This is a genomic window from uncultured Clostridium sp., assembly GCF_963527835.1.
Lineage (GTDB): Bacteria > Bacillota > Clostridia > Clostridiales > Clostridiaceae > Clostridium.
The window spans coordinates 146,356-169,122 of record NZ_CAURTC010000005.1; the positions used below are offsets into that span (position 1 = coordinate 146,356).

The 22,767-nt window shown below is 25.4% G+C and carries 16 protein-coding genes and 2 pseudogenes; 17 read left to right on the forward strand and 1 reads right to left on the reverse strand.

Annotation, left to right across the window (positions count from 1 at the left end; genetic code table 11):
* Nucleotides 1–76: 76 nt before the first annotated feature.
* The 10 genes from rfbB to RYM86_RS05025 all read left to right on the forward strand — a co-directional run bounded on the left by rfbB (nucleotide 77) and on the right by RYM86_RS05025 (nucleotide 11,739).
* Nucleotides 77–1,096 carry a dTDP-glucose 4,6-dehydratase gene (rfbB, locus tag RYM86_RS04980; RefSeq protein ID WP_315078299.1) on the forward strand — a complete coding sequence of 340 codons (1,020 nt, stop codon included), beginning with the start codon at nucleotides 77–79 and terminating at the stop codon, nucleotides 1,094–1,096.
* Nucleotides 1,097–1,369: 273 nt separating this feature from the next.
* Nucleotides 1,370–2,338: a glycosyltransferase gene (locus RYM86_RS04985; protein WP_315078301.1), complete on the forward strand. Its 969-nt coding sequence runs from the start codon at nucleotides 1,370–1,372 to the stop codon at nucleotides 2,336–2,338.
* A gap of 21 nt (nucleotides 2,339–2,359) precedes the next feature.
* Nucleotides 2,360–3,199 (forward strand): dTDP-4-dehydrorhamnose reductase, encoded by an 840-nt coding sequence (rfbD, locus tag RYM86_RS04990; protein WP_315078303.1) that lies wholly within the window; start codon nucleotides 2,360–2,362, stop codon nucleotides 3,197–3,199.
* A 44-nt stretch (nucleotides 3,200–3,243) separates the two neighbouring features.
* Nucleotides 3,244–4,437 (forward strand): CDP-glycerol glycerophosphotransferase family protein, encoded by a 1,194-nt coding sequence (locus RYM86_RS04995; RefSeq protein ID WP_315078304.1) that lies wholly within the window; start codon nucleotides 3,244–3,246, stop codon nucleotides 4,435–4,437.
* 20 nt (nucleotides 4,438–4,457) lie between these two features.
* Nucleotides 4,458–5,300, forward strand: a complete 843-nt coding sequence (locus RYM86_RS05000; protein WP_315078305.1) for a glycosyltransferase family 2 protein — start codon at nucleotides 4,458–4,460, stop codon at nucleotides 5,298–5,300.
* Between the two features lie 13 nt (nucleotides 5,301–5,313).
* The gene (locus RYM86_RS05005) at nucleotides 5,314–6,090 is read left to right on the forward strand and encodes an ABC transporter permease (RefSeq protein ID WP_315078306.1); all 777 of its coding nucleotides are present in this window, start codon (nucleotides 5,314–5,316) and stop codon (nucleotides 6,088–6,090) included.
* Nucleotides 6,091–6,099: 9 nt separating this feature from the next.
* Nucleotides 6,100–6,834 carry an ABC transporter ATP-binding protein gene (locus RYM86_RS05010; RefSeq protein ID WP_315078308.1) on the forward strand — a complete coding sequence of 245 codons (735 nt, stop codon included), beginning with the start codon at nucleotides 6,100–6,102 and terminating at the stop codon, nucleotides 6,832–6,834.
* 23 nt (nucleotides 6,835–6,857) lie between these two features.
* Nucleotides 6,858–7,871 carry a glycosyltransferase family 2 protein gene (locus RYM86_RS05015; protein WP_315078310.1) on the forward strand — a complete coding sequence of 338 codons (1,014 nt, stop codon included), beginning with the start codon at nucleotides 6,858–6,860 and terminating at the stop codon, nucleotides 7,869–7,871.
* Nucleotides 7,872–7,886: 15 nt separating this feature from the next.
* A complete protein-coding gene (locus tag RYM86_RS05020; RefSeq protein ID WP_315078312.1) occupies nucleotides 7,887–10,529 on the forward strand; it encodes a CDP-glycerol glycerophosphotransferase family protein in 2,643 nt (880 codons plus the stop codon).
* 136 nt (nucleotides 10,530–10,665) lie between these two features.
* Entirely contained in the window at nucleotides 10,666–11,739 is a 1,074-nt protein-coding gene (locus tag RYM86_RS05025) for an acyltransferase family protein (protein ID WP_315078314.1), read from the forward strand.
* Between the two features lie 178 nt (nucleotides 11,740–11,917).
* Here the strand turns inward: RYM86_RS05025 and RYM86_RS05030 are convergent.
* Nucleotides 11,918–12,328 (reverse strand): annotated as a pseudogene (locus tag RYM86_RS05030) (integrase core domain-containing protein); the annotation flags it as partial.
* Nucleotides 12,329–12,781: 453 nt separating this feature from the next.
* On the opposite strand from RYM86_RS05030, the gene RYM86_RS05035 reads away from it, so the two are divergent.
* The 7 genes and pseudogenes from RYM86_RS05035 (at nucleotide 12,782) to RYM86_RS05065 (ending at nucleotide 22,643) form a co-directional block, all read left to right on the forward strand.
* Nucleotides 12,782–13,657: a glycosyltransferase family 2 protein gene (locus RYM86_RS05035; RefSeq protein ID WP_315078315.1), complete on the forward strand. Its 876-nt coding sequence runs from the start codon at nucleotides 12,782–12,784 to the stop codon at nucleotides 13,655–13,657.
* Nucleotides 13,658–13,837: 180 nt separating this feature from the next.
* The gene (locus RYM86_RS05040; RefSeq protein WP_315078317.1) at nucleotides 13,838–14,722 is read left to right on the forward strand and encodes a phage replisome organizer N-terminal domain-containing protein; all 885 of its coding nucleotides are present in this window, start codon (nucleotides 13,838–13,840) and stop codon (nucleotides 14,720–14,722) included.
* A gap of 150 nt (nucleotides 14,723–14,872) precedes the next feature.
* The gene (locus RYM86_RS05045) at nucleotides 14,873–16,555 is read left to right on the forward strand and encodes an AAA family ATPase (RefSeq protein WP_315078319.1); all 1,683 of its coding nucleotides are present in this window, start codon (nucleotides 14,873–14,875) and stop codon (nucleotides 16,553–16,555) included.
* A gap of 172 nt (nucleotides 16,556–16,727) precedes the next feature.
* Nucleotides 16,728–17,684, forward strand: a complete 957-nt coding sequence (locus RYM86_RS05050) for a hypothetical protein (RefSeq protein ID WP_315078321.1) — start codon at nucleotides 16,728–16,730, stop codon at nucleotides 17,682–17,684.
* Nucleotides 17,685–18,489: 805 nt separating this feature from the next.
* Nucleotides 18,490–20,205 (forward strand): methyl-accepting chemotaxis protein, encoded by a 1,716-nt coding sequence (locus RYM86_RS05055; protein ID WP_315078323.1) that lies wholly within the window; start codon nucleotides 18,490–18,492, stop codon nucleotides 20,203–20,205.
* A pseudogene (locus tag RYM86_RS05060) lies at nucleotides 20,201–20,320 on the forward strand (Rpn family recombination-promoting nuclease/putative transposase); the annotation flags it as partial. The gene RYM86_RS05055 and the pseudogene RYM86_RS05060, both read left to right, overlap by 5 nt.
* Before the next feature lie 283 nt (nucleotides 20,321–20,603).
* Entirely contained in the window at nucleotides 20,604–22,643 is a 2,040-nt protein-coding gene (locus RYM86_RS05065) for a M13 family metallopeptidase (protein WP_315078325.1), read from the forward strand.
* Nucleotides 22,644–22,767 lie beyond the last annotated feature (124 nt).

Below are 22,767 nucleotides of genomic sequence, written 5' to 3' on the forward strand. Positions count from 1 at the left end.
TATACCAAGTGTGAATATTTAGATTTTGTTAAATTTATTATAAAGTTTTAGACAAATGGTTAGAGGAGATAAATATATGAAAATAGTAGTAACTGGTGGAGCAGGATTTATTGGTGGTAATTTTGTTCACTATATGCTTAATAAATATAAAGACTATAAAATAATTTGTATTGATGCTTTAACTTATGCAGGAAATATGGAAACATTAGAAAATGTTAAAGGTAATGAGAATTTTGGTTTTTATAAAATAGATATAGCAGATAGACAAGCTGTATACAATATGTTTGAAAAAGAACATCCAGATATAATAGTAAACTTTGCAGCAGAAAGTCATGTTGATAGATCAATTGAAAATCCAGAAATATTTTTAAAGACTAATGTAATTGGAACGCAAGTTTTACTTGATGCTTGTAGAAAATATGGTATAAAAAGATATCATCAAGTATCTACAGATGAAGTTTATGGAGATTTACCGTTAGATAGACCAGATCTGTTCTTTACAGAAGAAACTTCGCTTCATACTTCAAGTCCATATTCAGCAAGTAAAGCGTCAGCGGACCTTTTAGTTGGAGCATATAATCGTACATTCAATGTACCAACTACAATTTCAAGATGTTCTAATAATTATGGACCATATCATTTTCCAGAGAAGCTAATTCCATTAATGATAGCAAATGCTTTAAATGATAAAGAACTACCTATATATGGAACAGGAGAAAATGTTAGAGACTGGTTATATGTAGAAGATCATTGTAGAGCTATTGATTTAATAATTCATAAGGGAACAGTAGGAGAAGTTTACAATATAGGTGGACACAATGAAAGAACTAATTTAAAAGTAGTAAAAACAATCATTCATGAATTAGAAAAATCTGAAGATTTAATTAAATTTGTAGAAGATAGAAAAGGTCATGATATGAGATATGCTATAGATCCAACAAAAATCCATAATGAATTAGGTTGGCTTCCAACTACAAGTTTTGATGAAGGTATTAAAAAGACTATAAAATGGTATTTAGATAATAAAACTTGGTGGAAAAATATAATTAGTGGTGAATATGCAAACTACTATGAGAAGATGTACACCAATAAATAAAGCAGTCATGCTGCAACTAAGAACTATTCACCAATAAATAAAGCAGCTATGCTGTAATTAAGAACTTTTCACAGATAGATAAAGTGCGAAGCACAATCACAAATTTTTAATAAATAGATAGAGGAGAATGGACAGTTGACGATTGACAATTGACAATGAAGGACAAAATAATTACGTGATTTTTGAAAAATGTATATTATATAATTTTAGAAATTCTAAAGGAATTTCATCCTAATTTGTCCATTGTTCATTGTTCATTGTCAATTGAACAAGATGGTTAAAGAAGATAATTGTAATTTAAATAAAATGAATGTTAATGATACTTTGCCCTTGGTAAGTATATTATTAGCAGTATATAAACCTAATAAAGAATGGCTTATAGAGCAACTTATTTCCCTAAATAACCAAAATTATGATAATATAGAAGTGCTGATTTATGATGACTGTCCTGAATATCCAGTAGATGAAGAATTATTTAAAAGATATATTACAAACTTTTCTTATAATTTAATTAGATGTGATGAAAATAAAGGGTCCAATAAGGCATTTGAAGAACTTACTAAGTTAGGAAAAGGGGAGTTCTTTGCTTATTGTGATCAAGATGATATTTGGGGAAATAATAAGATTAGTACTTTGATTAATTTAATTAAAAATGAAGATTCTATTCTTGCTTATAGTGATATGAAAGTTATAGATAAAGATGGAAATGTTAAATTTAATACTTTAATACAAGCTAAACCAAGATTGAATTATATTTATGGAGAAAACTTATTACCACAATTTTTCTTTAAAAATTGCGTTTCAGGATGCTGTATGCTTATAGATTCTAAAGTTGCAAAAAAGGCTATTCCTTTTTCAAACTATATGATACATGATCAATGGTTATGCACTATAGCAAGCTATTATGGAAGAATATCATTTACGAATAAAACTTTAGTTAATTATAGAATGCATGGCAACAATCAAACAGGTAGTTTAAAAGGTATTAACAATAAAGAAGATTATTATAAATTAAGGGTAGATACATTACAGATTAAGCTAAATGAATTAAAGGATTATATTGATGAAGAAAATATAAACTTAGAAGACATTAAAAAATTTTGTAATGGTAGAATCAATAAAGATATATTTGAAATAATAAAATATAGATATTTATGCAAAAAGGAAGCTTACTTTGAAGTTATAATAAAATATATGCCAAACTGGTTATTTAAAATTATGCTTAATAAGTTAAAGTCTTAATTTAGAAAGGTTGACTAAAAAGTGATACTTGTTACAGGTGCTAATGGGCAATTAGGTTATGATGTTATAAAAGAATTAAAAAAAAGAAATATTGAATGTATTGGAACAACAAGAAAAGAATTAGATATAACAAATTATAATGAAGTATCTCAATATATAGAAGGATTAAAACCAGAATGTGTTATACATTGTGCTGCATATACAGCTGTTGATAAGGCAGAGGATGAAGAAGAAATCTGTACAAAAGTAAATGTATATGGAACAGAAAACATAGCAAAAGTATGTAAAATAATAAATGCAAAGATGATATATATATCAAGCGATTATGTTTTTGATGGCACTGGAGATAAACCGCATGAAATAGATGAAACCCCTAATCCAGTTTCCGTTTATGGAAGATCAAAATATAAAGGTGAATTAGAGGTTAAGAAACATCTAGAGAAATATTTTATAGTTAGAACTTCATGGGTATTTGGAGCTAATGGAAATAACTTTGTTAAAACAATGCTTAAATTAGGCAAAGAAAAAGAAAGTTTAAATGTAGTATGTGATCAAATAGGAAGTCCTACATATACAGCAGATTTAGCTGTTCTTTTATGTGATATGGCTGTAAGTGAAAAATACGGTATATATCATGCTACAAATCAAGGCTTTTGTTCTTGGGCAGAATTTGCAGAAGAAATTATGAAATTAGCAAATTTAAAATGTAAAATAAATTATATACTTACAAGTGAGTATAAGACAAAGGCTATAAGACCTCTAAATTCTAGGTTAAGTAGAAAGAGTCTTTTAGATAATGGATTTAATGAGTTACCAAGTTGGAAAGATGCATTGAGAATATGTTTTAATAAAATGAATTAATGTAAGTGAGTAAATCACTAGAGTATATTAAAGGAGTGTTATACATGAGCTATATTATAAATGGATTAGATATGTTCCTAACTGGTATTCTTATGTATGTTTTATATCCTTTTTTACCTAATAATATTTGGATAATATCTGAAAGAGAAGATCAAGCTCAGGATAATGGGATTGCTTTTTTTAAATATTTAAATAAAAATCATCCGGAGATAAAAAGTGTTTATTTATTAGAGAAGCATTGCGATAAAATAGACAGTGCAAAAAAAATCGGACAAGTTATTATTAAAGGAAGTTTAAAACACAAACTTTATTTTTTAAAAAGTACAGTAGTAGCATCGACAGAAAAAAATATTATTGAACCTTGGGGTAGTAGGATTTTTTACAGAACTTTCAGTGAAATTTTTCCTAAAAAATTAAAAATATTTTTACAACATGGAATTTTAGATAAAGATGTAAGTGAAGTTTATGGAAAGTTAGTTTCAGATATTGATTTGTTTGTAACTACAACCAATAAGGAAAAACTATTTGTTATAGATAAATTTGGATATAGAGAAAGCGAAGTGGCAAATGTAGGAATATCAAGATATGATGAACTTATAGAACTTAAAGATGTAGTAAATAAAGATAATATAATATTATATATTCCAACATGGAGAAGGTATCTATTTGATTTGGCTAATTGTGATGAAGTATATGTAGAAAAAGCAAAAGAAGCTTTTTTAAAATCATATTACTATAAAAATATACAGTCATTATTAATTGATAAAAAGCTTAATGATATTTTACAAAAAGAAAATTATAAACTAATATTTATTACTCATCATGGTATTAATAAACTAGGGGAAGTATTTACAGTTGATTCTAAAAACATAAAAATATATAAATCTGAGCAAATTAATATAGCAGAATTACTTGTGAAATCTAAACTTTTTATAACAGATTATTCTAGTATACATTTTGATAGTGCATATATAGGCAATAAAAATATTTATTATCAATTTGATGAAAATGAATTTTTTAAAGAACATGCAGGAAAATCTTACTTTGAATATGAAAGAGATGGTTTTGGAAAAGTAATAAAACAAAAGGATGAATTAATAACAGAAATTTATAGAATTATAAAAAAGAAAGATACCCAGAATGAAGAATATTCAAAAAGAGCGGATTCATTTTTTGAGTTTAAAGATAAGAACAATTGTGAAAGATTATATAATTTAATAAAAGAAAAGTTATCTTAGAATTAAAAGGAGGGTATTTTTTGTACACTATATCTATTATTGTTAGAACATCAACAAGATATATTTTTTTAGATAGAGCTATTAAAGATATAATGAATCAAACTTATAATAAGTGGAAAATTATATTAGTTAATGATAAAGGTGATTTAAATAAAATACATAATATTATAGATAATAATCAAGTTGCATCAGATAAATATACTATTATAAATAATGAAGGTCAAAGTGGGTTACATAAGGCTATTAATTTAGGAACAAGGGCAGTAGAAACTAAATATGTTGTTATGCATGATGATGATGATACTTGGGATAATAATTTTTTAGAAAAAACTGTAGGATATCTTGAATATAAAAAAAGTTGTATGGGAGTAATTACTCATAGCAATAAAGTTTATGAAAAGGTAGTAAATGATGAAATAAAAGTAAAAAAAGTAAAACCATTTAATACTGATTTAAAAGATGTGATTAGTTTATATGATATGATAAAGAATAACCTATTTTCACCAATTTCTTTTGTTTACAGAACTAAAGTATATAAAGAAATTGGTTATTTTGATGAAGATTTAGAGGTATTAGAAGATTGGGAATTTAATATAAGATTTTTAATAAAATATGATATAGAAGTAATTGAAGAAATTTTAGCTAACTATCATATCCGTAAAAACAATAATATAAATGAAGCATTTAAAAATACAGTAACATCTAAGAGAAAACTACATTTAAAATACGATACAATTATAAGAAATAGATATTTGAGAGATGATTTAAATAACCAAGGCTTTGGAATTGGAACACTAATGAATATTTTAAAATGGTCTGATAATAGAATAATGAAAAAAATAAAAAGATATATACATAAGTAAAAGGAGAAGTTTAATGATTACACAAATAAAAACATTTAAAGAATATAGATATTTGTTATGGGAATTTGTAAAAAAAGATATAAAATTAAAATATAGAAATTCTATTTTAGGTATAGTATGGAGTATGCTTAATCCGCTTCTAATTATGCTTGTATTAACTTTTTTATTTTCAACTTTATTTAAAAGTAAAATTCCTAATTTCCCTGTATATTGCTTAGCTGGTAGATTAATTTATGATTTTTTCTCACAGTCAACTAATCAATGTATGAATAGTATAACAGGAAAAAGTTCTTTGATTAAAAAGATATATGTACCTAAATATTTATATCCACTATCTAGAGTAATATCATCTTTTATAATATTTCTTATTTCTCTAGTTCCATTGATTGGAATAATGGTCGTTACTAAAGTAAAAGTGACAAAGGTAATATTATTAAGTTTTTATCCATTGATATGTTTATTCTTTATTTGTTTAGGTGTAGGATTAATTTTAGCTACAATTAATGTATTTTTTAGAGATATGCAACATTTATATTCAGTTGTGTTAATGATTATTATGTATGCATCAGCTATATTCTATTCAGCAGATATTATCAATCCTAAATATGTAGCTATATTAAATTTAAATCCTATATTTCCAGTTATAAAAGTATTTAGAGACTGTGTTTTATATGGACAAATAACAGCGGTTAAAAGTTGGGCGCTATGTCCAATATATGCTGTAATATTATTGATAATTGGAGTTATAGTATTCTATAAGAAACAAGATAAATTTATTCTACATATATAGGAGGCAATTATGAAAGATATTGTGATAAAACTTGAGAATGTTGGAATGTATTTTGTGAAATCTACTCAAAAAGTGGATTCGCTTAAAGAATACGTAGTAAGAAAAATTAAAAGACAAATTAAATACGAAGAATTTATAGCACTTAATAATATAAATTTAGAAATAAAAAAAGGTGAAGTAGTAGGATTTGTAGGACTAAATGGAGCCGGAAAAAGTACATTACTAAAAATTGCATCCAGAGTACAAAAGCCTACAGTTGGTAAGGTTGAAATTAAGGGGAAAGTATCACCTTTGTTAGAACTTGGAGCAGGGTTTGATAATGACCTTACAGGAAGAGAAAATATTTATTTAAATGGATTAATATTAGGATATGATAAAAAATTTATAAATGAAAAAATGGATCAAATAATTGATTTTGCAGAGATACGAGATTTTATAGATGTACCTATAAAAAACTATTCTTCTGGTATGAAAGCAAGACTTGGATTTTCTGTTGCTACAATTAAAATTCCACAAATATTAATTGTAGATGAAGTTCTTTCAGTAGGAGATGGACGATTTAGAAAAAAAAGTGAAGAACGTATGCTGGAGTTAATAAAATCAGATGCTACAGTATTGTTTGTATCTCATTCGTTAGGACAAATAAGAAGACTTTGTACTAAAGTAGTTTGGTTAGAAAAAGGTCAAGTTAAAATGGTGGGAAATACCAAAGAGGTATGCGATGCATATGAAGCATATTTATAAAAACTATTAGGAGATTAAGAAAAATGTTATACAAATTTAGCATTATAATTCCTGTTTATAATTCATACATGTATTTAAGGGAATGTATAGAAAGCATATTACAACAAGAAGAGATTGATTTTGAAAAAGAGGTAGAAATAATATTAATTAATGATGGAAGTATTGATGATAGCCATCTTATTATTAAAGAATATGCAAAGAAATATCCTAAAAATATAAAGTATTTTAATCAAGAAAATAAGGGGGTAAGCTCAGCTAGAAATTTAGGACTAAAACATGCAAATGGGTTATATATAAACTTTTTAGATTCTGATGATTTGTTGTCAAAAGACACATTAATAAAAGTGAAAAATTTCCACAAAAAATATAATAATGAAATTAATGTAGTAAGTGTACCGATTTATTTTTTTGAAGCAAAGAATGAACCACATATACTAAATTACAAATTTAATGATGATGACATTATAGATATAAATAAAAATTTTGATTTTATACAGATGTCTATTAGTGGTACATTCATTAAATCAAATGCTTTAGAAGGTAAAAAATTTAATGAAAAGCTTAAATATGGTGAAGATGCTAAACTAATTAATGAAATTATATTTAATGATGAAAAATATGGAGTAGTTAAGGAAGCCCAGTATTTTTATAGATATAGAGAGAGTATGCAGTCTACGATGCAACAATCATGGAGAAATAAGGAATGGTTTTTGGGTAGCATTAATAAATTTACGTTAGATATACTAGACAAGTCACACCTTAAGACTGGATCAACAAGTAAATATTTACAATATGTAATTTTATATGATTTAAGTTGGAGAATAAGTATTGGAAGAAAAGCTAAGTTTACTTTAAATAAGGAAGAATGGGTTGAGTATATAAAAAAAATTAAGTATGCTCTAAAAAAAATTGATAATTTTGTAATATATAAATATAACAGAATTAATAAAAAGTGTATGTTTTTATTGTATTTAATTAAGTACAATGATAATTCTAAAATCGAAAATTTAATTATAAAATTAGTATGGGGAGCATAGAGAGAAGGATTTTGAATGATAAAAGAATGTTTAATATATAAATATAAAATTTCTATGATTATGGCTGTATATAATGTTGAAAAATATATAGAAGAAGCAATTGAGAGTGTAATAAATCAAAATTTAGATTTTAAAAGATATTGTCAAATTATACTTGTTAATGATGGTAGTACTGATGATAGTGAAGCAATATGTTTAAAATATGAAAAGTTATATCCGGATAATATAGTATATATAAAAAAAGAAAATGGTGGTGTGAGTACAGCAAGGAATAAAGGGTTAGAGCACGCAGAAGGACAATATGTTAATTTTTTAGATCCTGATGATAAATTATCACAGGATACCTTATTAACAGTTGTTGAATTTTTTGATAAAAATTATAGCGAAATTGATTTAGTAAATATACCATTATATTTTTTTGAAGCACAAACTGGTGAGCATCCGTTAAATAGCAAATTTAATGGTAATAAAATAATTAATATAAATGAACAATTTAAAAATATTGTTTTATCATCAAGTAGTTCATTTATAAAATTAGAAAAAGCTAAAAGTTTTAAATTTAATGAAAAATTGCGATATGGTGAAGATGCAGAATTTATAACTAAAATAATATTACAGAAGGGTAAATATGGAGCTGTAGGATCTGCTAAATATTTTTATAGAAAAAGAAATGATGCATCTTCAGCGATAGATAATAGTGGAAAAACAAAAGATTGGTATATAGACTTTCTTAATGAAAATTCATTTGGTTTAATAAAATATTGCATTGAGGTTTATGGAACTATAATTAAATATGTTCAATACTTAATTATGTACGATTTGAAGTGGAGGGTGCAAATCAGCTCTTTAAAAGATAGTGAAATGACTGAAAGTGAAGAAATAGAGTTTAAAAACGATATATATAAAATATTACAAAACATAGATAATGATGTAATATTGGAAACTGATTGCAAAATATGGTATAAGATATTTATGTTAAATATGAAACATAATGATAAGTTAGAGTATAGATTGAGTTTTTTAAATGATAAGTGCGATGTATTATGTAATGAAGAAATAATTTATAAAATGCAAAATTCTGTTTTAGGAATACAAGTTCTTAATATACAAAATGACATTATTACAATAGAAGGATATACAGAAATACCTATAATAGGATATAATTATAAAATTATAGCAATAGTTAATGAAAATGAAATTTGTTCTGAATATGTAGAGAGATGTGATAAATGCATTAAAGTATGGGATAAGCCTATAATTGACAGAAGAGGTTTCAAGATAAATATAGATATTAAAAAAACAAATTATGGAGATATAAAATTTGCAATTAAAATAGATAATGACAAATTTAGACCTAAAATATGGATTGACAGAAATGTACCATTATATAGTTTTATAGATAAATCATATTATGTTAAAGATAAATATTGTATAGTATTTACATATAATTGTTTTGTTGTGTTAAAAAATAACATAAAAGTTAGGTTAGGAAGAAAATTAGCTTTTGCTAAAGAATTATATAAAAAAGGTCAAGGAAAGTTTATTGTATATAGATTAATTATTGAAATAATGAAGAAATTTAATAAAAAAACAATATGGTTATTTATGGATAGAGTGGATAGAGCTGATGATAACGCAGAACATTTATTTAAATATGCCAACTTGCAAAATGATAATGTAAGAAAGTACTTTATATTAGATAAGAAAAGTTCTGATTGGGATAGATTATCTAAAATTGGTAAGGTTGTCAAATATGGATCTGTCAAACATAAAATACTATTTATATTATGTAATAAAATGATTTCTTCTCATACAGCAGATTTTGCAAGACATCAATTTGATGGAAAAGGAATATTATTAAGAAATTTGCTTGATTTTGATTTTATATTTTTACAACATGGTATTATTAAGGATGATTTATCAATCCATTTAAATAGATATAATACTCAATTTAAGATGTTTGTTACATCTGCAAAAGAGGAATATGAGTCGATTTTAAATGAAAATTATTATTATGATGAAAGTATAGTTAAACTAACAGGATTACCTAGATATGATAAACTTATAAATAATGATAAAAAGCAAATATTTATAATTCCTACATGGAAAAAAGATGTTGTAGGACCTATTGATCCTAATACAAGAATGAGGATATATAATCCTAAATTTATAGAAAGTGATTATTTTAAGATATATAATTCTTTAATAAATGACAAAAAATTAATCGAATATGCTAAAAAATATAACTATAAAATATTATTTTATCCACACCCAGAAATTTATCAACAAATTAATGATTTTTCAAGAAATAATTATGTTAAATTCATAGAACATGAAACAAGCTATCAAAAATTATTAACAGAATCAAGTTTATTAATAACGGATTATTCATCTATAGCTTTTGATTTTGCTTATATGAAAAAACCAGTAATTTATTATCAATGGTATGAAAATCATTATGAAAAAGGATATTTTGATTATGAAATTATGGGGATGGGTGAAGTGTGTAGAGAATATGATGAAATTATTAATATGATTATCAATTATATGAAAAATGAGTGTAAAATGAAAGAAGTATATGTAAATAGGGTAAATAGATTTTATAAATATACAGATGGTAATAATTGTGAAAGAGTGTATAGTGCGATTAAATCATAAAAATAATTTTTTATATTAGAAATTTAAATTGAATTTAGTGTAGCGAAAAGCATACATGATTTAGTTAGAATATTTATAACTTTATATAGAATTAGTATTTTTTAAGTAATAAACAAACTAAAGGATTTGGTGTTTTATGACTAAGAATAGTAAAGAATTTACATTTGATAAACATTCATCACAAACAATAAAAGGAATAGCGATAATAATGATGGTATTTCATCATTTTTTTGGATTCCCCAAATGGATAATATATCCTAACGAATATACTTCTATGGGTTTAACTTTAGGAAATGCTCCTATAGAAGTAACAATAGCTTTGTTTTTTAAAATATGTGTAGGAATGTATTTATTTATAACTGGATATGGAATGTATTACTTTTATAAAAGCAATTATATATTAAAAAGAACACTAGAAAAAATATTTAAATTTTTATTAAATTATTGGATTATTTTATTTTTAATTTTTATTCCTATAAAAATATACTTTAATAAATTTAATTTTAATTTAGAAGAAATTCTTTTAAATATGTTTGCATATAAGACTACATATATAACTTTTGCTTGGTATGTTAGGTTATATATAGAACTAATGATTTTGTTTCCTTTATTTGTAAAAATAATAAAAGATAAATTTATTTATGCTATTATTTATTCAATATTCCCATTTATTTTAATTAATATATTTATAGTAGAATATAGTTATGAAAAAATATCAATATTTAAATATATTTATGAATTTTGTAATTGGGCACCTATAGCATTAGTAGGATACAATTTTGCTAAGTTTAATATTTTTAGATATATGAAAAAGAAATTAGTTGAATTGAATTTAGACAACATATTTATATATAATTGGATTTGCATTATCATTTTTATAGCACGTACCTATAAAAAGTCTTTTGGAGTATTTAATTTAGATATAATATATGTACCAATATTTATTTATTTTATTATAAATATTATAAATAGCATAAATATAAATAAAATAAATAAAAGTTTTGCATTTTTGAGCCAACATTCTTTAAATATCTGGTTTTTACATGCGATGTTTTTTATGGGAATTTATAAAATACAACAAGCAGGATATTTTTTTAAATTGCCAATATTGATTGTATCATGGGTATTTATATTTCTAATTCCGCTATCGTGCATAATTAATGTTATTGTTAGCAAAATTTGGAAGAAAATAAAAATTGCTAAGTTATAGATTTATATTATATTTATTATGGAATCTGTTAAGCTAACATGAAAAAACAGCTTGAGTTTTTATATAATTACTCACTCTTTGAAAATTATATAAGTTTGAATACTTTATTACATGGCAAACAAGCCTGCAATAAAAGTGATTTTTGCAGATTAATCAAAAGTATTAAGTTTAATTGCGCTGCTGAAAACCAAGAGTTTTTATCTAAGCTATCGCTAGCGAAACCAGCAACTTCAGCTGGGGTATAGTTGTTTAATGATCCATGTGGTCTAATGAAATTATAGTGAAAGATAAATAAATATACTAAATTATTAGCTTTCTCAAAAGAATTAAAGCCTTTTTTAGCTTTATACCAGGCTTTAAAAGTCTTATTAAATGATTCAATTAAGTTATTATTTGTATCACTAGACATAGGAGCTACTGGTATATGTTTGGTATTTGGCAATACCGTGGCGGCAGATTGGTTGTATGAAGGCAATCTATCGGTTATAAAATAGGTTGGTTCTCCACAATTTTTAGCTTCATTGATAAGTGTATATGCTGAATCAGAGCTTCTAGATTTAGTTAGATGAAAAGCTAAAATAAATCTAAAATTAAGTGTAATTAAGTACTTGTCTACATTTAGTTTTGTAGTATATATAATACATTCAGATGAATCAATTTGTAATTTTATTTATAGAAATATTTTTAATAGTAATAAGTGTTGTAGCATTAATCATATATTTATAAATATGATTAAATCTAAAATTAATAATTCAATATTGAGCTATTAGTAAAAAATCACTAAATAGTTCAAGGGATTGATATTAGAAATGACTGATGAAATGTAAATAATATTCAGATATATTAATAAATAATTTTGGTTTTACTTAATGTTTATAGATATAATATAATTAATATTTCGTAGAATTATTTAAGACAGTAATTAATTTAAAAATTATAGTTAAAACAATAAATTAAAAAAAGTATATAAGAGGATGTTTGAGATAGCCATATGAATATTAAAAGTATTTGATATAAGACCGCATAAGAAAGGATATTACATATGAAAATATCAATTATCTGTCCATTATATAATGCAGAAAATTATATAATTAATTTAAACAAAAATTTATTAAGTCAAGAACGAGATTCCAATGAAGAATTAGAGATATTATATGTTTTAACTAGATGTAAAGATAGAAGTGAACAAATATTAAAAGAATTAAACTGTAATTATTGTATAATAGAGCCAAAGGACTTTTCTCACAGCAGAACTAGAGAAATGATAGCAGGTAAAGCTAGTGGTGACATAATAGCTTTTATATCTCAAGATGTAAAGATGAAAAATAAATTATGGCTTAAAAATTTAGTTACTCCAATAATAAGTGGAGAATGTGAAGCGAGTTTTAGCAGACAAATTTGTGAGAACAACAGTATAGAAAAGTATACTAGGGAAAAAAATTATCCGGAAAAATCTAGAGTAGTTTCTAAAAAAGACATAGAGAAATATGGATTATTAACATTCTTTTATTCAGATGCATCATCAGCCGTAAATGCTAAAATTTATAGAGAGCTTAATGCTTATGATGGTAAGGATATGCCTACCAATGAAGATATGTATTTTGCACATAAATTAATTCATGCTGGATATAGAATTAAGTATTGTGCAGATTCAGAAGTTTATCATTCTCATGATTTTACATTTAAACAACTTTATAATAGGTATTATGATACTGGTGTGTTTTTTAAAGAAAATTCGTATTTAATGAAATATAAAGGTAATGAAAGTGGATTTACATTAGCTAAATATGTTTTTAAAAGAGCTTTAGAGGATAAAAATATAAAAGTGATTTTTAATTTATTGCCTAACTTTGGAGTTAGATATATTGCGATGAAATTAGGGAATCACCCCTGGGGTGTAAAAAATGGAAACAGATAAGATTTAAGAGTCTTATCTATTTTTTTATAAAAAGTTTTATATTTTTATGTAATATTTCTTTCTAATGCATATATATTATTTGGAATCTTAAGATACATAACTTGTACGAGAAAATGTATACGAATTTAAAAATAAAAATCAATGTATATGTATTAAAAATTAGAAGGAGACGTTTATAATATGGAACGTAAAATAGTAAAACTAAGGGTGGATATGTATAGTGATACTAAGTTCAAAATAATAGATACAATGGATGATAGGGATCTTATTCATTATCTTTGGGCTAGGATTTTAACTTTGGCTGGAAAGGTCAATTTAGAGGGAGATTTATATCTTTCAAAAAGTATTCCTTATAGTATAGAAACTCTAGCTTTAGAATTTAATAGAAGTGCTAAAAAAGTTCAATTAGCTTTAAAGATATTTATGGATTTAGAAATGGTTGAATTAACTAAGGATAATGTTTATAGAGTTAGGAATTTTGCTAAACATCAAAATATTAAGTCTAAGAAAAAAGAGCATGATATAGATAGATTAGAAACTGTAGATAATATGGAAGGTGCAGTGGATAAGTCTAGTGATATTGATGGCATAGTTAACAAAGAGATTATAGAGAATACAGATAATAGTTATGGTGTAGAAGATAAAGTAGATGCATTAGGAAATATTGAAAATGAGGTTAATATTCAGAAAATTATAGTTAATGATAAATCAGAAAATAGTAAATGTAATTTAGATAATAAAGAGAAAAGTCAAGATAAAATAGTTTTAGATAGAAAAAAAGATATAGATGTTACAGAACTTTCAGAGAGTAATGATAAATCAACTTTAAATAAGAACTTATTAAAGAATGATGTCAGTAAAAAAGATAAAGTGGATTTAGATAAAGAATTTGTGTTTAGTAAAGATGAGAATAAGAAAAAGAGGAATAAGCCAAATAAGCCAAAGAAGAAAGATGAAGCCTGTGATATTATTTCAATCTGGGATGATGAGGATGATGTTGTTGAAATCTGTGGATTTAGTGATAAACCACCAGCAGGAAAATTAATTACTACCTTTAAGGTTTAGTTTACTCCTGGGGTGTAAAAATTTACAGGTATAAGTTTGAATACTCTTATTTGTTTTAAGTACATTATAAATAGGTTATAATATAAGATATATGAATAAAAATTCAATTAAGAATTTATATGATAGATATTTTATAAGGAAGGTGCGGTAATGAAAAGGAGTATTCAGGTTGGAACATCAGACTTTAGAGAAATTATAAAAGGAAATCATTATTTTGTAGATAAGAGTTTATTAATAAAAGAGTTTATAGAAAATGCAGCAAAAGTTATATTAACACCAAGACCAAGGCGTTTTGGTAAGACTTTAAATATGAGTATGCTAAAATACTTTTTTGATATAGAAAAGAAAGATGAAAATAGAGGGTTATTTAATGGATTAAAAATAGAAAATGAAGAAGAGATAATGAAGATGCAAGGGGCGTATCCAGTTATTTTTCTTACTTTTAAGAATCAAAAACATCTTAGTTTTGAAAATCTTCAAGAGGGATTAATAATATTATTTTCAGATTTATATAGGGAGTATGATTATTTATTAGAAAGTAATAAAATATTAGATATTGATAAAAGAGAAATTGAAAGATTTATAGCTAAAGAAGTAACTCCTATAGAATGTTTAAATGGTTTAAGCAATTTAATGAGATTGCTTAACAAGCATTATGATAAAAAAGTAATTGTACTTATAGATGAATATGATGTGCCAATTCAGGAATCATATTTAAGGGGATATTACGAAGAAGGAGTTGTTTCAATAAGAAATATTTTAACAGCTGCACTTAAGGATAATGTATATTTAGAAAAAGCTTTAGTTACTGGAATACTTAGAGTTGCAAAGGAAAGTATTTTTTCAGGGCTTAATAATATAGAGGTAGATAGTATTTTAGGCATTAATTTTAATGATAAGTTTGGATTTACAGAAGACCAGGTCATAAATTTATTAGAATATTATAACCTTTCAGAAAAAAGTGATGAGGTTAAGAAATGGTACAATGGATATATATTTGGAGGAAAGATCATATATAATCCTTGGTCAGTTTTAAATTATATTAAAAACAATACAATGGGATTTATGCCTTATTGGATAAATAGTAGTAGTAATGATCTAATAAAGAGATTACTTTCTAAGGGAAATGAAGATACTAAGAAAAATCTTGAAGAACTTATAAAGGGAAATTCTATAAAAAAGATAGTAGATGATCATGTTGTTATGAAAGATGTAGAAGATGATGAGGAAAATCTATGGGGATTTTTAACTTTAAGCGGATATTTGAAGCCAGTAAATGTGGAGCTTACTAGAGGAAAGTTTAATTGTGAATTAAAAGTACCAAATGAAGAAGTAAACATATTTTATGAAAACTTAATTGAAAAGTGGTTTAAGGAAAGTTTAACAAGCAAAAAGTATGCTATTATGCTGAATGCATTAGTAACTGGGGATGTTGAAACTTTTGGTGGTTTTTTCAAAAAATTTGTTTTAAATAATATAAGCTATTTTGATGTATCAGGAGAGGAACCAGAGAAGGTGTATCATGCTTTTGTACTTGGCATGATTGTATCTCTTTCTGATAAATATGAAGTGAAGTCAAATAAAGAAAGTGGATACGGTAGATATGATGTTATGCTAATTCCAAAAGATACCTCAAAGCTTGGAATTATAATGGAGTTTAAAAAGATTGATGATTTTATGAGCAAAAGCATAGAAAAGGGAATTGAAGAAGCTTTAAATCAAATTGAAGAAAATAAATATGAAACTGAACTTAAGGAAAGAAATATAAATAATATATTAAAGCTTGCAATTGTGTTTAAGGGGAAAAAAATTGAAGTTGTTCAAGGAGTATAGATAGCCTCTAAAGTGTAAATTTTAGAAAATGTTCAAGCTGGTGACTGTCACCATGACAGATGTAAATTACCCCTGGGGTGTAAAAATTTACAGGTACAAGTTTAAGGTTATTAATTGTTTTAAGGATATGAAATTTAGGTTATAATTAAGATATAGTAAGGTAGGTGGTAGATTGGCAGTAAGTAATGATAAAGTGAAGCTTGATGAGGTATTGAAATTTTTATTTTCTACATCTAAAAAAGTGTTGGTTAATTTATTAAATGGAATTTTTGAAGAGAATTTTAGTACTGATGATGTTGATTTATCAATAAGTAATAATGAATTTATAATGGATACATTTGATACACTAAGAGGAGATATATTTTTTGATATATTAAATAATCAAAGTAGTAATAAAGTTAGTTATCATTTAGAGTTTCAGACTAAAAATGATAGTACAATGGTAATAAGAATGTTTGAATATGGATTTAAAAAAGGTAAAGAACAAGCTGGAAATAGAGATGATTTTAAAACTATATATTTTCCAAAACAAAAAGTAATATTTATTGAGCGTAATAATAGTATAAAAGATGATATAAAATTGAAAATAGTATTACCTGATGAACAGAGTTTTATCTATTCAGTTCCTGTAATGAAGTATTGGGAATATACTGATAAAGAACTTATAGAAAATAAGATGTATCCGTTATTACCATTGCAATTATTTAATCTTAGAAAAGAATTAGAATATTTTAGAAAAAGAAACAATATTGAAGAGATAAAAAAATTATCAATTAAAGCAAAGGAAATTGCATCAATAATAGCAAATGAGTCTAAAGAACTATTTGAAAAGGATGAAATAGTAGGTGAAGATTTTCATAAAATGTTATTAGCAATACAAAACTTAATTGAATATTTAAATAGGAATTATTTCAATGATGAAAAAATAGAAGAAGAGGTGATTACAATGACAAAGACATTATATGATCCACAAGTAGAGAAAAAAGGAATAGAAAAAGGGATAGAAAAAAAAGCAAAAGAAACAGCTATAAAGGCTATAGAAATGGGAATGGATAATGAGGTTATAATTAAATTAACTGGTTTAACTGATGAAAAAATAAATATTATTAGAAAAGAGATAAGTCATTAGAGATGATAGAAGTCGATTTATCAGATTTAAAGTAAAATTAAATGAAGAAATCGAAAAATTAAAAAAAGTATGATGACGTAAAAAAGAAAAAATTTTAATTCATATAGCAGATGAGATATAAAAGTCTTATCTGCTTTTTTTGAATAATATTAAAGCTTTGGATTTTAAATATGGATTAAAAAAGTAAAGAGCAAGAATTGAATAGAGGATTTTTAAAAGTATTTATTTTCCAATAAAGGATTAAAAGGTGTGATTAAAAAATTTTAATATTTAGAAAACGAGCAATTAAATAAAAAAAGTGGTATAATATACATTTGAAAAAGGGAAGCGGTAACATATATGTAAAAATAATGTTTGATTAGTAAAAATCATATATTTATTTATTCTTATATTAATATAGTATAAGTTTCAATATAAGTTATAAAACTTAAATTCTTTTTAAAGAAATATGAGATAAGGGAAATGGTAATTATTCAGTTATACTTATAGATTTAGGCTATTTCACAACACTAATTATATTTTGGATTATGAAGTTGATAATATGAAATTAAATCAAGTAGAATCAATGTTATTAAATTCTGTTAACGATAGGTCCGTATTTACACATTTTGATTCTCATATATCTTTGATAATTTTGCTGATATTTTAGAGATGAAGTTAGTGAAAGAAGGTATTAATCAAGCGTATTAGATTAAAAAATGCAAAGATATGGAGGTGACATAATTCAAGAATATTATTATAGCAGCCCACTTTCTGTAGATGATTCTCAAAAAATATATTATGAAAAATGAAAGGTAGGGATAAAATGAGATTTTTTGTTAATTTAGGGGTAAAGAAAAAATTTGTATTAGTATTTTTAGTAGTAAGTATTTTTATTTGTTTGATAGGATTTGAGGGTATATTAAGCTCATCAAAAATAAATAAGGATTCTAAGAATATATACAGTACTAATCTAATATCCATTAAGGATCTAGGAGAAATCAAAGGAAATATACATGATATGAGAGCTAATATGATTAGAATTGTTTTTGAAACAGATAGCTCTAAATTAGATGAACAAATAAAAAACATAGATAATTTAACTGAAAAAAATCGAGAAGTTATGAAAGAATATGAAAGTTTATCTTTAACATCAGAAGAAACTGAAACTTATAATGATTTTAAAAGTGATTTATTAAAATACAGAAAATTAAGAAGTAATGTAATTGACCTCGTTAAAAATAATAATAATGATGAGGCAATCAAAATTACTAACTCAGAATTAACTACAATAATGACTTCTATGCTTCAAAATTTAGAAAAATGCATTGATATAAATGAAAAATCAGCAGAGAGAGCAAATTTAAATAACATAACTGAATTTAATAATGCTAGAAATATAATTATAATTTATACAGGTATGGCATTTTTAATTATAATTTTAATGGCGTACATATTGACTGAAAATATAATAAATCCATTAAATAAAATAAAAGAACTTGCAGAGAGATTATCAAACTATGATTTTTCAATTCCAATTACTATTACAAGAAAAGATGAATTTGGACAAACAGGAAATGCATTAAATACTGCACAGGAAAATGTAAATACATTGATAAAAGTAATTATGGAAAATTCACAGGATATGAGTGCAGCATCTGAAGAACTTTCAGCAACGGTTCAAGAATTATCATCAAAAGCTATAACTATAGATGAGGCCATAAATAATATTGCTTCTGATATGCAAGAATCAAGTGCTGTTACAGAGGAGATAAGTGCATCTACCGAGGAAGTAGACTCAAGTATTAATATACTTTCTTCAAAAGCTATTGAAGGTAGTAATAATGCAAATGAGTCTAAAGAGAGAGCTTCAGAAGTTAAAAATAATAGTCAAAAGGCTATTGAGGAGACCCTAAAAACAACTGAAGAAAAACAAGCAAATATGGAAAAGGCTATTGAAGATGGTAAAGTAGTAGGTAGTATAAAAGTTATGGCAGATACTATTGGAGGTATAGCAGAGCAAACTAATTTACTTGCATTAAACGCTGCAATAGAAGCAGCAAGAGCAGGAGAGCATGGAAAAGGTTTCGCAGTAGTAGCAGAAGAAGTTAGAAAACTTGCAGAAGAATCTTCACAAGCAGTAATAAAAATTAAAGATACTATCGTAAAAGTTCAAGAAGCATTTAAAAGTAGTATTGACACAGGTAGTGATATATTAGAATTTATAAATACAAAGGTATATGAACAATTTAATAACTATGGAGAAATAGGTAAAAAATATTATAATGATTCGAATTTTGTAAGCAAAATGTCTGAGGAAATTGCTGCTATGTCCGAGGAAATGACAGCTACAGTTGGACAAGTAAGTGAAGCTGTTGAAAATATGGCATTATCTTCACAAAAATCAAGTGAGGGAGCAGAAATAATAAAGAGAAGTATGGATGAAGCTACAAAAGGAATAGAACAAGTAGCATTAACATCACAAAACCAAGCAGAGCTTGCTCAAAAGCTTAATGAGATAGTTCAAAAGTTTAAGATATAAAGTAAATATAAATGGTGAAGAAGTAATATTTTATGTATTACTAGAATTTCAATCAAAAGTAGATTTTCAAATGCCGATGAGGCTATTATTTTACATGATTGAGGTATGTAAAGATTAGAAATTAGTAGAGCTAGTGATTGTTACCACTTTAAGCAGATAAGATATAAAAGTCTTATCTGTTTTTTGATGTCCCAAATTATAAAATTCTCATTATACACATTTATTATAATAATAATCATATATTGGTGCAAGCTAATAATATACAAACTGGTGACTATGACTGCAATAATAATGGTGACTGTTACCGTGATAATCACCATGATATATACTTATATTACCAAAAGTGGTATATTAGTATATAGCTTAAAAAATTACTAAGATTAGGGGATGAGACTTAAATGGCAAAATTTAAAAAGAGTAGGCTTATAGCATGTGCTTTAGCATTTTCATTATTTATGTCACAAGCAACATATGTTAAAGCAGCTGAAGTAAATAACACAGTTAATTTAGAAAATAAAGTAGTATCTGATGATGTAAGATTACAAGATGACTTTTACAGTGTAACTAATAAAGAGTGGTTAAATACTGCTAAGATTGATGCTGGTGAAGTATCTAATTCAGCATTCAATGAAGCTGATAAGGCATTAACAGAGCAAAAGAAAGAAATAATGAAAGAATTATTAGCTAATGAAAAGAACTATTCAAAAGATAGTGATGAGAAAAAAATGATTAATCTATATAAGAATGTTTTGAATACAGAAGAGAGAAATAAGCAAGGTATAGAACCTATTAAGGGAATGCTAGATAAGATTAAAGACATTAAGACTTTAGATGACATTAGAGAACTTAATAAATTTGATATAGGAAATCCATTAATTAATATTGGATGTAGTGTTGATTTAAAAGATGCAACTAGATATGCTGCATATGTTGCTCCAACTTCTCTTAGTTTGGGAAACTCAGATGAATATGTAAAACCAACAGAAAATACTGCAAGAGTTAAGGGACTTTCTGAAGATTATTATAGAAAGATTTTAACTTTAGTAGGGTATACTCCAGAAGAAGCAAAAGCAAAGGTTAATAATTTTTATAAATTAGAATACATGATAGCACCATCAATAATAGGAAAAGAAGAAAGTTCAAAAAATCATAATGCAATAGATGATGAATATAATGTATATACTTTAGATAAGCTTAATGATGTATCTCCAAATTTAAAGATAAAGGATCTTATAAAAGATTTAAAAATAGATAAAGCCAATAAAATAATTTTAACAGAACCTAATTGGTTAAAAGCAATGAATGATATTTATACTGAAGAAAATGTACCACTTATTAAGGACTATATAGAAATTAGAAATTTAGCAGGTGCAGCAGGTTGTTTAGGTGATGATTTTCAAAAAGCAGCACAAGAATTTACTAATGCTTATTTAGGTTCAAGTGGAGAAACTCCAAAAGATGAAGAAGCTATAAATATAGTTAATTCAGCATTATCAATGCCATTTGGTAAGATATATGTTGAAAAATATTTTTCAAAAAAGACTAAAAATGATGTTAAAGATATGACAGATGAAATAATTAAAACTTACGAAAAGAGAATAGAAAATTTAGATTGGATGAGTGATTCAACTAAAAAGAGTGCTAAAGAAAAACTAAACAAAATAAGTGTTCAAATTGGATATCCTGAAAAATGGGAAGATTACTCTTCATTAAAGATAAGATCATATGAAGAAGGCGGTTCACTTTGGGAAAATCTAATGAACTTAGGTAAATTTGCAGAAGAAAAGCAATTAAGTGTATTAAATGAACATGTAGATAAATCACAATTTGCATGTCCACCACAAATGGTAAATGCATTCTATAATCCAACAGCTAATTCAATCACAGTTCCAGCAGGAATTCTTCAACAACAATTTTATGATGTAAATGCTACAAAAGAACATAACTTAGGTGCTATTGGTGCTGTTATAGGTCATGAAATTAGTCATGCTTTTGATAATACTGGAGCTAAATTTGATGGTGATGGTAACTTAAATAGTTGGTGGAGCACTGAAGATTATAAAAAGTTTGAAGAGAAAACTAATAAAGTAAGAAGCTTTTATAATAATGTAAAATTAAATAATGGCAAAAACGTAAATGGAGATCTTACTGTAGGAGAAAACATAGCTGATATTGGAGGAATAGCTTGTGCATTAGATATGTTAAATAAAATGCCAAATGCAAATTACAAGGATTTCTTCGAAAGTAATGCTAATGTATGGCGTGAAATTAGTACAAAGGAATATGAAGAACTTAAACTTCAAAATGATGTACATTCACCTAATAAGGTAAGAGCAAATGTAGTTTTATCACAATTTGATAAATTCTATGAAATATATGGAATTAAAGAAAGTGATGAGATGTATGTAAGTCCACAAGATAGATTAAAAATTTGGTAGTATGAGATGAATTCACACCATTAGGTATGAAATTTTGAAAAAGCAGATAAGACTTAAAATCTTATCTGCTTTTTGTTGTGTGCCCAGCATGGGCACGTACTAATCGGTGAAAGTCCGTAATGGG